Source organism: Candidatus Manganitrophus morganii, assembly GCA_021651055.1.
GTDB lineage: Bacteria > Nitrospirota > Nitrospiria > SBBL01 > Manganitrophaceae > Manganitrophus > Manganitrophus morganii.
The window spans coordinates 1,793,326-1,807,872 of sequence record JAJHOH010000001.1; the positions used below are offsets into that span (position 1 = coordinate 1,793,326).

15 protein-coding genes are annotated in these 14,547 nt (G+C 57.6%); 12 read left to right on the forward strand and 3 right to left on the reverse strand.

Annotation, left to right across the window (positions count from 1 at the left end; genetic code table 11):
* Positions 1–121 precede the first annotated feature (121 nt).
* Positions 122–1,621, reverse strand: coding sequence for a histidine ammonia-lyase (hutH, locus tag MCM46_08100; GenBank protein MCG3111769.1), 1,500 nt, complete (start codon positions 1,619–1,621; stop codon positions 122–124).
* Positions 1,622–1,907: 286 nt separating this feature from the next.
* Here hutH and MCM46_08105 point away from each other — a divergent pair, with 286 nt between their 5' ends.
* The 4 genes from MCM46_08105 to MCM46_08120 all read left to right on the forward strand — a co-directional run bounded on the left by MCM46_08105 (position 1,908) and on the right by MCM46_08120 (position 6,937).
* Positions 1,908–2,930 (forward strand): cyclic nucleotide-binding domain-containing protein, encoded by a 1,023-nt coding sequence (locus MCM46_08105; GenBank protein ID MCG3111770.1) that lies wholly within the window; start codon positions 1,908–1,910, stop codon positions 2,928–2,930.
* 61 nt (positions 2,931–2,991) lie between these two features.
* A complete protein-coding gene (locus tag MCM46_08110) occupies positions 2,992–3,780 on the forward strand; it encodes a 3',5'-cyclic-nucleotide phosphodiesterase (GenBank protein MCG3111771.1) in 789 nt (262 codons plus the stop codon).
* A gap of 147 nt (positions 3,781–3,927) precedes the next feature.
* On the forward strand, positions 3,928–4,767 hold the full coding sequence (locus tag MCM46_08115) for an endonuclease/exonuclease/phosphatase family protein (protein ID MCG3111772.1): 840 nt from the start codon (positions 3,928–3,930) through the stop codon (positions 4,765–4,767).
* Positions 4,709–6,937 carry a VTT domain-containing protein gene (locus MCM46_08120; protein ID MCG3111773.1) on the forward strand — a complete coding sequence of 743 codons (2,229 nt, stop codon included), beginning with the start codon at positions 4,709–4,711 and terminating at the stop codon, positions 6,935–6,937. Before MCM46_08115 ends, MCM46_08120 begins: the two co-directional genes overlap by 59 nt.
* A gap of 21 nt (positions 6,938–6,958) precedes the next feature.
* On the opposite strand, the gene MCM46_08125 is transcribed toward MCM46_08120, so the two are convergent.
* The gene (locus MCM46_08125; protein MCG3111774.1) at positions 6,959–7,840 is read right to left on the reverse strand and encodes a complex I NDUFA9 subunit family protein; all 882 of its coding nucleotides are present in this window, start codon (positions 7,838–7,840) and stop codon (positions 6,959–6,961) included.
* A gap of 49 nt (positions 7,841–7,889) precedes the next feature.
* Positions 7,890–8,138, reverse strand: coding sequence for a DUF2892 domain-containing protein (locus MCM46_08130; protein ID MCG3111775.1), 249 nt, complete (start codon positions 8,136–8,138; stop codon positions 7,890–7,892).
* 375 nt (positions 8,139–8,513) lie between these two features.
* Here MCM46_08130 and MCM46_08135 point away from each other — a divergent pair, with 375 nt between their 5' ends.
* The 8 genes from MCM46_08135 (at position 8,514) to nrdR (ending at position 14,493) form a co-directional block, all read left to right on the forward strand.
* Entirely contained in the window at positions 8,514–10,082 is a 1,569-nt protein-coding gene (locus tag MCM46_08135) for an APC family permease (GenBank protein MCG3111776.1), read from the forward strand.
* Positions 10,069–10,314, forward strand: a complete 246-nt coding sequence (locus tag MCM46_08140) for a hypothetical protein (protein MCG3111777.1) — start codon at positions 10,069–10,071, stop codon at positions 10,312–10,314. Before MCM46_08135 ends, MCM46_08140 begins: the two co-directional genes overlap by 14 nt.
* Positions 10,311–10,889, forward strand: coding sequence for a universal stress protein (locus MCM46_08145; protein MCG3111778.1), 579 nt, complete (start codon positions 10,311–10,313; stop codon positions 10,887–10,889). Before MCM46_08140 ends, MCM46_08145 begins: the two co-directional genes overlap by 4 nt.
* A gap of 114 nt (positions 10,890–11,003) precedes the next feature.
* Positions 11,004–11,408, forward strand: coding sequence for an NAD-binding protein (locus MCM46_08150; GenBank protein ID MCG3111779.1), 405 nt, complete (start codon positions 11,004–11,006; stop codon positions 11,406–11,408).
* A 3-nt stretch (positions 11,409–11,411) separates the two neighbouring features.
* Positions 11,412–12,065 (forward strand): NAD-binding protein, encoded by a 654-nt coding sequence (locus MCM46_08155; protein ID MCG3111780.1) that lies wholly within the window; start codon positions 11,412–11,414, stop codon positions 12,063–12,065.
* Between the two features lie 137 nt (positions 12,066–12,202).
* Positions 12,203–12,652 (forward strand): ribose 5-phosphate isomerase B, encoded by a 450-nt coding sequence (gene rpiB / locus MCM46_08160; protein ID MCG3111781.1) that lies wholly within the window; start codon positions 12,203–12,205, stop codon positions 12,650–12,652.
* 57 nt (positions 12,653–12,709) lie between these two features.
* On the forward strand, positions 12,710–13,954 hold the full coding sequence (locus MCM46_08165; protein ID MCG3111782.1) for a serine hydroxymethyltransferase: 1,245 nt from the start codon (positions 12,710–12,712) through the stop codon (positions 13,952–13,954).
* 41 nt (positions 13,955–13,995) lie between these two features.
* A complete protein-coding gene (gene nrdR / locus MCM46_08170) occupies positions 13,996–14,493 on the forward strand; it encodes a transcriptional regulator NrdR (GenBank protein MCG3111783.1) in 498 nt (165 codons plus the stop codon).
* Positions 14,494–14,547: the final 54 nt, after the last annotated feature.

Genomic DNA, 14,547 nt, shown 5'->3' on the forward strand with positions numbered 1-14,547 from the left:
TGAAATATTACTTCGTTTTTTCCCTCGTCCTTTTTGTCGCGCTGATCCTCGTCAATTTCTTTTTTCTTCGCCGTTTTTTTGCAGGGGCGGGATAAGGGCGTATTGCAATACGCCCCTACGATCAAAGACAAAAAACCCCGTCCCGGATCATCCGGCCCACCGTTTCGATCTCTTTTTGAAGGGAGCGGTCTTCCTCCAGCGGTGGAACCTTTGTCCGAAGTCGTTTAAGCGCTTCTGCCACCCCTTCCCCCGGCTTCAACGGCGCATGAAAGTCGATTCCCTGCGCCGCCGCAATTAATTCGATCGCAAGGATTGCTTCCACGTTCGAAACAATCTGGTCGAGCTTTAAGGCCGATCCCATCGCCATGCTGACATAATCCTCCTGATTCGCCGAGGTCGGGATGGAATCGACCGAGGCGGGATGCGCCAGCAGTTTGCACTCGGAAGCGAGCGCCGCGGCGGCGACCTGCGGCATCATCAATCCGGAGTGGAGGCCCGGGCGCCGGGTGAGAAAACGGGGGAGGTCGATCAGATCGGGATCGACGAGCTGCGCGATCCGCCGCTCCGAGATCACCCCCAAATGGGTCAGGGCGATGGCAAGCAGATCGAGGACCAGGGCGATCGGGTGACCATGAAAATTCCCCCCCGCCAAGATCGATTCCGATTCCGGAAAGACAAGCGGGTTATCGGTGATGCTGTTGGTCTCGATCGTCAGCACCCCCCGGACATGATCGATCGCGTCCCGGACGGCGCCGTGGACCTGCGGCATACAGCGAAGAGAGTAGGGATCCTGGACGCGGCTGCAAGCAATGTGGGAGGCGCGGATTTCGCTTCGCGCGAGCAGCGCGCGGATCTTTCGGGCGACATTTTTTTGACCGGGGTAGGGGCGCAGGCGCTGAATCCGCTCGTCGAAGGCGGTCGGCGTTCCCATCAGCGCTTCGAGCGACATCGCCCCGGCCACATCGGCGCTCTCCGCCAGCCGCTCCGCCCCCTGCAACGAGAGAAGTCCCAGCGATAGAGCCGCCTGGGTCCCATTGACCAGGGCCAGCCCTTCTTTCGCCTCCAGAATGATCGGCGCGATGCCGGCTTGCCGTAGCGCGCGGCGGCCCGGAAGGCGCTTCCCATTTACGAAAGCCTCTCCCTCCCCGATCAGCAACTGGGCCAGATGGGCGAGGGGGATCAGGTCGCCGCTCGCCCCGACCGATCCCCGGCTCGGGATCACCGGATGGACCGCGCGGTTGAGCATCTCGATCAGCCGCTCGACCACCACCGGACGGACCCCCGAATGACCGGCGGCCAGGACGTTGGCCCGCAAAAGGATGATGCCGCGGGTCTGCGCCTCGGAAAGAGGAGGGCCGACGCCGCAGGCGTGGCTTCGGACGAGGTTGGCTTGAAGCTGGCGAATCTCCCCCTCCGAAATTTTCTGATCGGCGAGTTTCCCGAAGCCGGTGGTGATCCCATAGACGACGCGATGCTCCGAGAGCATCTTCTCGACCACGCCGCGGGAGCGGCGCATCTTCGCGATCGCTTCCCGGGCCAGGCGAACCGTTCTTCGCCCCAGGACGGCCTCATAAAAATCGGAAGGTTTTAAATCATGACCGGTAAGATGTAGGGGGCGCATTTCGAGCATTATATTGGAATCACCCGATGAGTGCAACGATTCAAAGAAGGGATGGTGTTACAAAAAATTCTGATCGATCTGATCTCACCTCTTTCCTGAAAGATACAAATCGGTTAAAATAGCGCAGATTATGCGACGGGACACGCCTACATAGAAATGGGGGAACCCAGGCACCAGCGTCTTTTTATCCTCAAGGGTACCAACTAGGAATATCTCGATTGCATTTTGTAAAGAATATGTTAGGCTGTAAGCGATTTCCCGCCCCTTGAATGAAGGTTAAAGGATTATGCCGGCTCAAAAAGAGTCCCGAGACTCCCTGAACGAAGCCCTTCATCTTTGCATCAAAAAAAGCCAGTGGTCGGAGGCGATCGAGATCCTCAAGAAGCTGATGAGGCTGGAGCCGACGAACACGATGTACCTTCTTCGGGTGGGGGACTACTCCGCCAAAATCGGCGCGAAAAAAGAAGCGGTGACCGCCTACCTGAGCGCGGGAGATACCTTTTCGAAGAACGGCTTCCTTGTGAAGGCGATCGCGGCTTACAAGATGATCCTCAATTTGGAGCCGAACCATCCCGAGGCGCGGAAACGGCTCCAAAGCGTCCATTCAGAGGCGCGGGGACAAACCGATCCGATGATGATCCTGGAGACCGCCCCCGCGGCGCCGTCCGCTTCGGCGGCCGTCGAAGCCTCCCCGCCCGAGTCGATTCCGTCCCAACCGAAGGAGGCGCCGCCGTTCGAGATTGAGCGGACCTCTCTGTCGGAAGAGACCGAGCCGGTCGGGTCCCGGGAGACTTTCGCAGAGGACCTCGTCGTCGGAGCGTCGACTCCGGGGGAAGAGACGGAGGGGCCGGAGGCGGCTCCGTTCCCCGCCGCAAAGAAGTTCGCCGGCGATGCCATCCCGCTTTTTGCCAATTTAACCCCGGAAGAATTCGCAAAAGTGATCGAGGGAACAACGCCGCGAAGCTACCCCCCCGGCGCCTTCATTGTTCGTGAAGGGGAGAAGGGGAATTCCATCTATATTATTGTGAAGGGACAGGCCAAAGCGGTGACCAAGGTCGGCGGTCAGGAAATCGTTCTCGGCCTCCTGAATGAGAGCGATTTTTTTGGAGAGGTCGCCTTCCTGACCGGGCGGCCGAGGACGGCCGATGTCGTGACGGCGCACGAGACCGACCTCTTGGAGCTTCCGGGGGAATCGGTCAATGCGCTTCTGGCGCAGTATCCTCACATTCGCGCCGTTCTCGAGAGCTTGTACATCAAACGGATGCAGATCACGATCGATGCGATGAAAAGCGCGAAGGGGGCGTTGTGAAAAGGTTACATTGCATCGCTGAGAAAGAGATCACCTATCGACGGCCGTGGAGGAGAGAGCGGTGAGAGTGAAGGTGCTCGGTTGCTACGGGGCTGATTTCTACGAAAAGAAAAATGGAAAGGCGATACGCTATAATCCCTCCGGTTTTTTGATCAATCAGTCGGTCGCCCTCGACGCAGGGACCCTCTGCGGCGCGCTGACCCTCTCGGAGCTGAGCAAAGTCCGGTATGTCTTCATCTCGCACGCCCACCTCGACCATATCCAAAGCCTCCCCTTCATGGCTGAAATTCTCTTCGGAAAAATTCAAAACCCGGTCGTGATCGTGAGCATCGCCGAGGTGATCGAGGTCCTCCGGAAACATTTCTTCAACGGCCACCTCTGGCCCGACTTTACCCGTCTGCCGACCCCGGAGAACCGGATCCTCTCCTATCAGGTGATCCCGGTCGGAAAACCGGTCGAGGTGGAAGGGCTCAAGATCACCGCCATTCAGGTCAGCCACATCGTCCCGGCGGTCGGGTTCATCGTCGAGGAGGACCGGTCGGCGATCGTTTACAGCGGCGACACATGGAAAACCGATGAGCTCTGGAAGGTGGCCGCTCAGATCGATCATCTCAAGGCGATCTTCGTCGAGTCGTCCTTTCCCGATCAACTCTCCGAGCTCGCGATGATCTCGGGGCATCTGACGCCGCAGTTGACCTTCCAAGAATTCAACAAGGTTCACCGGCCCGATCTCCCCCTCTACATTTACCATATGAAACCGCCTTATCTGGATGAGATCCGCCGGCAGGTCAAAGAACTCCGAAGCAAAACGGTCCACCTTTTGCGGGACGGCCAGGTGTTACACTTCTAGCCGGCCGGCCCTTTGACCTCTCCTTGTTTCACCTCCCCTACTATGTTAGAATTTCCCTCAATCGAATGAACTGTTCAGACACCCGCATCGGTCCTCTTTTGATGACCCCAAGACCTTTTTTGACCCGGCCGAATGGACTCTGCTAAGATGGAAGTACAATCAGCAACTGAGGAAAATCGCTCGGAAGAGACCGTCCTCTCTTCAATCGATCGGTTCTTAACGGTGATGACCTATAATATCCATCACGGAAGGGGACGGGACGGCCGGGTTGATCTGAAGCGGATCTGCACCGTCATCCAAGAAGGAAAACCCGATCTCGTCGCCCTCCAAGAGGTCGATCTGGGGATGACAAGGAGCGAGCGGCTCGATCAGGGCCGGGAGTTGGCCGACCTGCTCGAGATGAATCATGTGGCCGGACACAACTGGTATCTGGGAGAAGGGGCGTATGGCAATGTCTTTCTCTCCCGATGGCCGGTCACCATTGTGGGGAACCTCGATTTGAGCGTTCCGGGGCGGGAGCCGAGGGGCTGTCTTTTAACCGAAGTGCATTACGGCGCCTCCCTCCTTTTGGTTGCATCGGTGCACCTGGGCCTTGGAATGGCGGAGAGAAAACGGCAGTCCTTGACGATCTTGGATCAATTGAAAATGCTCTACACGGATGAGCCGATCTTGATCATGGGGGATTTCAATACCTTCTCTTTCTCGTCGATTGCGCGCCGATTTCGCGCTTCGTATACCGATGTCTTCGAAGAAGCGGGGGTCGGACCCCGATCGACCTTTCGAAAAATCGGCATTCCCCTCCGGCTCGATTACATTTACGCCTCCGATCACCTTCTTCCGGTAAAGGCCCATGTCCTCCGGACACAGACCGCTTCGGCCGCTTCCGACCACTTTCCGCTGATTGCGCAATTTTTGTGGAAGGATCGAGATGAACGCCGAAAAAACCATCAGACCGGGGCGGAACTGTTATCGCATCGCCCAAGCTGACCGGGTCGATCTCCTGGTCGACGCCGCCGCTTATTACAGGGCTCTTTACCACGCGATTCTCCAGGCGCAAGAGCGCCTTGTTTTCTTAGGATGGCAATTCGACAGCCGTGTCTCCCTCCTTCGCGGAAAGGAGGCCGACCGGGCCCGTTATCCGGTTCAGTTCCTTCCTCTTCTGCAAAAAATCACCGAAGAGCGCCCCCATCTCCAGGTCTACATCTTGGCCTGGGATCACTCCATTGTCTTCTCCCCCGAACGGGAATGGTTTCAGTCGTACCGGTTTCAACAAGGGACGGGAGATCAGATCCATTTTGTCTTCGACCATTTCCATCCTGCGGGAGGAAGCCACCACCAAAAAATCGTTCTGGTAGACGGGGTCGCCGGCTTCTGCGGCGGGCTCGATATCTGCGGCGATCGATGGGACACTCCGCAGCATCGCCGCCAGGATCCCCTTCGGAAAAACGAGGACGGCACCCCGTACAGCCTTTTTCATGACGTTCAGATCGCCGTTCAGGGAGAAGCGGTCCCGGTCTTGGAAGAGATCTTTCTCGACCGATGGGCAGCCGCCACCGGAGAGCGCCTCGCTCCCGTCCGGCCCGATCGCATACGCCGGTTCGATCTTTCCCATACCTTGCGCCTCTCCGGCGGGCCGGCCTCAATCTCAAGAACCGTTCCGGCGGGAACCTGCGGCCGGGAAACGCCGGTGCAAGAGATCGCTCAGCTCTACGATGACGCGATCGCTTCCGCCGAGCGCTTGATCTTGATCGAAAACCAATACTTCACTTCGCGCCGCGTTTTCGATGCCCTCCATAAGCGGATCTCCGACACAAGCCGCCCCGGCATCGAGGTGGTTGTGATCTTGCCCCAGGCCGCACAAAACTGGAAGGAAGAGCTGGCGATCGGATTCGAGCAACGGCGCATGCTTCAACGACTAGAGACGGCCGCAAAGGCCAATCATTGCCCGCTCGGAATCTATACCCCGATTAAAACCGGGAACCCTCCCCTTCCGCCGACGCCGATTTACGTTCACAGCAAGGTGCTGGTGATCGACGACCGGATCCTCTCGATCGGATCGGCCAATACCAGCAACCGGAGTTTGGGGCTCGACACCGAGTGCAACATCAATATTGAAGCCGACGGGAATCAACGACGCCGGGAAATCGCGATGGTCTGTTATACCCTGTTGGGGGAGCATCTCGAACAGCCGGCGGAGGCAGTGGAATCATTCATTCAACAAAAACGGGGGTGGGTGACCGCCCTGGATGCCCTCTCCGGACAGAGCGGGCGGCTCCACAAGCTCAACGATACGTTTCCTGAAACCTGGATCGACCAGGTTCTGCCCGAGGGGATCTGCTTTGATCCGGAATCGCCGCTCAGTTCGGAAGATCTCTTTGAGAAACTCTTTTTCCCGCCGATCCCATCCGTTCAAGAAGAGGAAGCCCTGGAAGAAAAAGAGCAGGGAGAGCCTCAGAAGCCGGAGGCGCATCCGGAAGGTTCCAAAAAGAGGACTTTTCTAAAGGGAATTCCGTTGTTTCTCCTCCCCCTGATCGGCATTATCCTCTACTTTTTTTTGGAAAAGAAAGGAATTGATCTTCGCTCCTGGGTGACCACCCTCGACGAAGCACGGGCCTCTCACTGGACCATTCCCCTCTTTATGATCGGAACCGTGATCGCAAGTGTGATCTCCTTTCCGATCACTTTCTTTTTAGTCCTGGGGGGGATCTTGTTCGGGGCGTATTGGGGGACGCTGCTGAATTGGACGGCGGCCCTCGCCGGCGCCACCGTCTCCTACTTCCTCGGCCTCTACCTCGGGAGGCCGCTCTTTCGCTTCGGCCAGAAGCGGGCCCCCGCGGCGGCCGACTGGATCAAACAGAAGGGATTCTGGGCGATCTTGATCCTCCGGGTCATCGGCGTTTTTCCATTTACCGTCGTCAATTTTATCGCCGGCGCCAGCAAGATCCGTCTCTCCAATTATCTTCTCGCCACAGCGCTGGGGATGCTTCCGGGAACCTTTCTGATCTCCTACTTCTCCGACGCCATTCTGCAAGGGACCGTCGACTTTAAAACGAAAAGCTCCCAGCTCCTCTGGGGCCTCTCGTTCGTTCTCCTTCTCTGGCTCGGCTCCGCCTTCATGAAGAGATGGTGGCTGCGCCGGCAGGAAGCCCTTTCCTAATCGATCGATGCGGAAGAAACGTTATCTGAGGTAGGTCGGCAAGATCTCTTCCAGCCCCTGAAACGAGAGGCCCAGCTCCTTCGCGGCGGCACTCTCACTGCAAACGTTGTCTTCCTGAAGCATCGTCAGTTGATCGCGGGTGAGCGGGGGGCGGGGGAAGATCCGCTCGGCGAGGGCGGCGGGACCTTTGAGCGCCCAGATCGGAAGATGGACTTTCGGGCGGGAGATTTTCTTGATCCGGAGGATCAGACCGATAAGGTCATTGAGAGTGTAAACACGCGGACCGCAGAGCTCGTAGCGCTTTCCGTAAGCAATCTGGTTATGGAGCGATTGGACGAAAGCCTCGGCCACATCCTCCACCCAGACCGGCTGAAATCGATTTTCTCCAGGCCCGACGACCGGGACCACCGGCGAGTAGGAAGCGATCTTCGCAAGAAGATTGATCGACCGGTCTTCCCGGCCGAAGACCAACGAGGGTCTGAAAACGGTCGCATCAAGCGGTTCGGCGCGGACGAGTTCTTCCGCCTGCCACTTGGTCCGGTGATAACGGCTCGTCGCCTTCGGACCGGTTCCGAGGGCGCTCATGTGGAGAAGGCGGCGCACCCCGGCCTGCCTCATCGCCTCCACCACATTTCGCGTTCCATCGACATGCAGTTTCTCGAATGTCTCTCCGCCCGGCTCGACCAGAATGCCGACGAGATGGATGACCGCATCGACCCCCTTCGCCCCGCGGAGCAGACTCTCCCGCGAGCCGATCTCTCCGGGGATCCATTCGATTTTTTCATCCGGGATGAAGCGGCGCCGCTCGCTCCGATAAAGCACCCGGACCCGCTCTCCCTGAGAAAGGAGGCGGCGGACGATGCTCCGGCCGACAAAGCCGGTCCCGCCGGTCACTAGAACCATACGGTTTCTCCGAGCCCGCTCTGCGAGCCTGCTTCAATGGGTCGACGGATCATCTCGCAAATGGGAGAAGCCTTTTCCACTTCGGGTAGGTCGAGACCCCCAACAGATGATTCAGCGGGCTGAACCGGAAGAAAGCGGTGAGAAGCCCATCGAGTCCGATCATCCACATTGCCGTCCGCGCCCAACGGCTCTTCCCCGAAAAGAGGGCGAGGACAGGGAAGAGAAGACCAATTGTATACCGAACCCCGCGATCCCAACCACCCACGTTATACGTCTTATAACCTTTATACGCTCTCATGATGATCCTCCATGGTAAGGGTTACAACAATCCGGGTTATCTCACAGAATTTACTCCATCATACCGTCTCTCTTTCCGTCGATACAATCCCCTTTTTGGAGGAGACCCCTATTCCCCTTTTGGAGAGGGGTTCGAGGGGCTCACGCGTCATCTCTGAATTCGGGTATACTTATCTTTGACCCGAGGCCGCAATTGTTGACTTCCCCCGTATGCTGGCCTATACTATCGTCCTTTATACGGGGAAGCCGGGTCGCTTCTTTGGATCGCGGGAACCAAATCGCCCAAGCAGAATGTCGCGTTTTCCTTATGGATAAAGAGACAGACCCAATCAAGAGAGCGGCCGCGGCCGTTTCTCCGGCGATTAGAGAATAGACGATGGCATCTGAAGTTCGAGCGCCGTCCGCCGCGCTGCCCGGAACCCCTGTTGAGCTTCGAAGGGATGTTTCCATCTGGGGCTCATTCACCTGGGGCTACGCCGACGTCGGCGCCGATGTTTATGTGGCGCTCGGTCTGGTCATGGGCGCCGCCCATGGGGCGACGCCGCTTGCCTTCGCCGCCGCCGGTTTCGTTTACATCTTAATCGGCTTCGCCTATACCGAACTTGCCTCCGCCTATCCGGTGGCGGGGGGAGGCCAATACTACACGACGCGGGGGCTGGGCGATATCTGGGGGTTGATCGCCGGCGCCGCGCTGCTGCTCGATTACACCATCTGCATTTCGCTCTTCGCAACCGCTTCCGCCGGGTATATCAACTTCTTCTTCCCGGCCATCCGCGAATTCGCAATCGATATCGGCCCTTTCCAAGGAATCAATCTGATCTGGGCGGCCGAATCGCTCTTCCTGATCGTCCTTCTGATGATTCTCAATATCCGGGGGATTCGAGAATCTTCTCTCTTCAATTCGCTCATCGGCGGCCTGGATATGGTCCTGGAAACGATCATTATCGTTTTCGGTTTTCTCTTTGCCTGGAAACCGGAGATGGTCGTCTTTCAATTCAAAACTGAATTCCCTTCGACGGAGCAATTCTTTTACGCCGTCTCGGTCGCCATTATCTCTTACGTCGGATTGGAATCGGTCTCGCAGGCGGCGCAGGAGACCCGCCGTCCCGCGACGATTATTCCGAGAACATCGGTCTCATTAATCTGTGTCGTCCTCCTCTTCGCGATGGCCTTTCCGATCCTGGCCCTGGGGGTCCTTCCCTGGCAGGCCCTGGCCGAGCGGGAGTCCGACCCGGTGGCGGTCTTGGCCAGCGCTATTCCCTATGTCGGTTTTCTGGCCGGTCATGCCGCCGCGGTCCTCGGTGCCACGATCGTCCTCATTTCGGCCAACACGGGGGTGATGGGGGCCTCCCGACTGAGCTACAGCATGAGCGAGAGCCACCTCTTGAGCCCTTGGTTCAGCGCGGTCCATCCGAAATTCCGGACCCCCGTGCGGGCGGTCGTCTTCTTCTCGGTTGTGGCGGCGGCTCAGGTGATCTTCAGCTTTCTCACCGGCCCCCACGCCATGGATACGATGGTCAATATGTATGCCTTCGGCGCGACGCTCGCCTATTTTCTGAGCTTCATCGCCCTGATCGCGCTCCGGATCAAAGACCCCTATACCCCGCGGCCCTATCGAATGCCGTTTAATATTAAGTTCAAAGGGATCTATATTCCGATCCTCGGCATCGTCGGCGCCTTTGCGACCCTGGCGATGATGGGGGTGGTGCTCTGGACGCATGCCCTCGGACGGGTCGCCGGTCCCGGTTGGGTCCTCCTCTGGCTTGCGGTTTATCTCTGGTATCGGTGGAAGAACAGGCACCCCCTCTTTTCCAACATTCCACGCGACTGGGAGAAGGAGCAGATCGCGATTCTGACCTCTGCGGAGGAATTCGATCTCCTGGAGCAATACAAGCATGCCTTGGCGGAACGGAATAAGAAAGAGGCCAAACATGCTTCACAATAAAGAGCACATCATGACGACCCTTCGATCGTTGTCTCTTCGAGACAAGGTCCTGATGATTAATATGTTCCTCTACTTCGCCGTCGGCGGCGCAATCCTCTACCGCGCCTTCTTCCGTCACGCCTCCTGGCCGGCCTATTTGATCGGATCTCTTTTTCTGCTGATCGGGAGTTATCGTTTTTATCTCATCTATAAAGCATTGTCGAAAGGGGGAGGGGAGGTTGCGGAGAGATGATCGAGCTGATCGATCAGATCAACCCCCTGGGAGGGGTAATCGCCCTTTTCTTTGTTGTTTCGCTCATCTCGATCCTCTGGTGGATGCTTCATCCTCCGGATTACATCCCGGCGGCCGCCGCAAAAGCGCGCCACTCGGTTTTTGCCATCAAAAAGATCTTGGTCCCGACCGTCGGTCTCCCCTATGCGGAACGGGGGGTCGAATTGGCCTGCCGACTCGGCTCCGAACAGGGGGCGGAGATCCTCTTGACCTATGTGGTGGAAGTCCCCCGCACGATGCCGCTCGGGATCCCCCTCCCCGACGCGGAGCAGGAGGGAAACGAAGCGTTGGAGCGGGCCTGCTCCATCGTCAAGCTCCATGGGCTTCCCTCCCAGAAGATTCTCCAGCGGGCCCGTCTGGCGGGGGAGGAGATCGCCCGGATTGCGCGGGATCGGGATGTCGATCTGATCATCTTGGGAATCCGGTCCGAGCCGGGCTTACGGGACGCCATCTTGGGGAGAACATCGGACATCATCCTTCGGCATTCTCCCTGCGAGGTGCTCATTGATAAGTTGCCGAAGGGGGCGCAAGAGTAGCGGCGCACATAACGCACCGATCACATGATGAGGCCGGGTCGTGATCGGGGACTCCCCTTTGAACTTCCCGGGCCAAACGATTATACTGTAGACAAATTGACCCTTGGGGAAACGATGCATATTGTGATTCTTGGCTCCGGAAGGCTCGGGTCGCGTCTGGCGAATGCCCTGGTTCAAAAAGGGCATAAAATCACCATTGTCGATGCGGAAGAGACAAAATTCAAAAACCTCGAAGAACATGAAAACATCCAGCGGGTCGGCGGGAATATTTTTAATGAAGAAACGGCCGACCTGGTCTTCGCGGAACCGGTCGACGTCTTCATCGCCGTGACCGGAAGTGATAATATCAATTTGATGGTCTCTCAAGCGATGCAGAAGAAGTATAAGATCCCAAAGGTCCTCATCCGGGTCTTCGATCCGACCCTCTCTTCGGTCTATCGCGATCTCGGCCTTGAGACGGTCTGCCCCACAAATTTCGCCCTACAAGAAATGTTGAAGATGTTGGAGAAGGGGGTCTAACCGGTGTACATCATTATCGTCGGCGGGGGAAAGGTCGGATATAACCTAACGAAGCTGCTCCTGGCGGAAGAACATGAGGTCCTGCTGATCGAAAAAGACAAGACGAAAACCGCCGGCCTGGCGAGAGAGTTCGGGGAGTCGTTGATGGAGGGAAACGGCTCCCGCGTCAGCATTCTTCGAGAAGCGGGGGCCAATCGCGCCGACGTTCTCGTGGCGGTCACCGGGACCGATGAGGATAACCTCGTCATCTGCCAGGTCGCCAAGGCGGTTTTTAAATGCCCGCGCACCATCGCCCGCGTGAACGACCCGGGGAACGAATCGCTTTTTTCCACACTGGGGATCGATGCCACCGTCAGCTCGACCCGCCTGATCGATGCGTTGATTGAAGAACAGGTGAAGGCGGAGGATATGGTGATCCCGCTGGTAACCCTCCGCGCGGGGAATGTCGAGATCATCGAGGTCGACCTCTCCCGCTCCTCCGGAATGATGGGGAAGAAGATCCGAGAGATCCACCTCCCCGAGGGGGCGATCTTCATTTCAATTCTCCGGGGGGACGAAGTCGTCATTCCGAAAGGAGACACCGAGCTTATTCCCGGCGACAAAGTGGTCGCGCTCGTCAGGAAAGAGGCGGAGCAGGCGCTCCGAGAGATGCTCTGACGCCCGTTTCTCCATTCGGTTCCGCCCGCTTCTCCTCCATGCACCCCTTTTGCTCTTCCGCTTTTTTCACGGCCCGATTCTCCTTGACAGGAGGAGGAGGGATTCGCTACCATCCCAGGACTTGATAGAGACCTATAATGAAGCTTGCGATCGCCTCAGATCATGCCGGTTTCGGGCTGAAAAATCGGATCCTCCGGTACCTGTCCGAAAAAAAAGTGGACGCCGTCGATTTCGGCGCCGACGGTCGCGATTCGGTCGACTACCCCGATTATGCCATCCAGGTGGCCGAATCGGTTTCGAAGGGGACGCTCGACCGCGGCATTCTCATCTGCGGAACCGGCATCGGCATGTCGATTACGGCCAACAAGTTTCCCGGCGTCCGCGCGGCACTCTGCCATAACGCCGTCACCGCAGAGGCGAGCCGGCGTCACAACGATGCAAACGTCCTTGTTCTGGGAGAGCGGGTGCTCGACGAGGAGACGGCGGTCCAAATCGTCCGGATCTGGCTCGAAACCGATTTCGAAGCGGGACGCCATCAACGACGACTAGATAAAATTCGCGCCATCGAAAAGGCCCATCCCGATTGATCGGCCCAAGAAGGAAACGGTTCATCCACAATAGAAAATAGCGTTGAGGATTTCGAGATGAGTGATCAAAAAGATTTCAGCTTAAAAGCGATCGACCCGGAGGTGGAACAGGCGATCCGCCAGGAGGAAAAGCGCGAGGAGGAGAAGCTTATCCTCATCGCCTCCGAGAATTACGTCAGCCGCGCGGTCCTGGAAGCGCAGGGATCGATCATGACCAACAAATATGCCGAGGGCTACCCCGGACGGCGCTATTACGGCGGCTGCCAATATGTCGATGTGGTCGAATCGCTCGCGATCGAGCGGGCCAAGCAGATCTTCGGGGCCGAACATGTCAACGTCCAGCCCCACTCCGGCTCGCAGGCTAACATGGCGGTCTACTTCTCCGTCCTCAAACCGGGCGATACGATTCTCGGGATGAACCTGGCCCACGGGGGACACCTCACCCACGGAAGCCCGGTCAATTTCTCCGGGATGCTCTATAAAGTGGTCTCCTATGGCGTTCGGAAAGAGACCGGCCGGATCGATTATGATGAAGTTGCGGCGACCGCCGAGCGGGAACGTCCCAAGATGATCGTTGTCGGCGCGTCGGCCTATTCCCGCATCTTGGATTTTCCGAAATTCAAAGAGATCGCCGACCGAATCGGGGCCTATCTGATGGTCGACATGGCCCACATCGCCGGTCTGGTGGCGGCGAAGGTCCACCCCTCGCCGGTTCCCTATGCCGATTTCGTGACGACCACCACCCATAAGACCCTGCGCGGCCCGCGCGGCGGGATGATTCTCTCTCTTCAGAAACACGCCAAGATCATCGACAAAACGATTTTCCCCGGCATCCAGGGGGGGCCGCTGATGCATGTCATCGCGGCCAAGGCGGTCGCACTGAAAGAAGCGCTCCGTCCGGAGTTCGTCACTTATCAAAAGCAGATCGTCGCCAATGCCGCCGCCCTTGCAAATGGATTGATCTCCCGCGGCTATCAGATCGTCTCGGGGGGAACCGACAATCACCTGATGCTTGTCGATTTAACCAAGCAGGGAATTACCGGAAAAGAGGCGGAAGATGCGCTGGAAGCGGCGGGGATCACCGTAAACAAGAATGCCGTCCCCTTTGATGAGCGCCCTCCGGCCCAGACAAGCGGCATCCGATTGGGAACGCCGAACGTCACCAACCGCGGGATGAAAGAGAAAGAGATGGATGAAATCGCCTCCTTCATCGATACCGTCGTTCGCCATCGGAAGGACGAGCGGGTCCTGGAAGAGGTTCGACGACAAGTTCAAGCCGTCTGTAAGCGATTCCCGCACTAAACAGCGATCCATACATACTGGACTTCAATAAGGCTCTCATCGTGCAATGTCCATTTTGCAGCCATCTGGAAGATAAGGTGGTCGACTCCCGCCTCAGCAAAGAGGGAGAGGTCATCCGCCGGCGCCGGGAATGCCTCCATTGCCAGCGGCGCTTCACCACCTACGAACGGGTGGAGGAGATCTTTCCGATGGTGATCAAAAAGGACGGCCGGCGCGAGCCGTTCGATCGCCATAAAATTTTTTCAGGACTCAAGAAGGCTTGCGAGAAGCGGCCGGTCAGCGTCGATCTCCTCGAAGCGGTCGTCACCCGGATCGAAAAAAAAATCCAGGAGATGGGAGAGACCGAAATCGAAAGCCGGGTCGTCGGCGAGGAGGTCATGAGGCAATTGCACGCGATCGACCAGGTCGCCTATGTCCGCTTCGCTTCGGTCTACCGGGAGTTCAAGGATGTCAATCAGTTTATGTCGGAGTTGAAGGCGCTTCTCGGAGAGCAGAGCCAGGAAAAGGCGGCCAACGGGGAGATCAAAAACAAGAAGTAACCGGTGAAAACAAAACAAAAAAGGGATGGAGAGAACTCCATCCCTTTTTTGTTT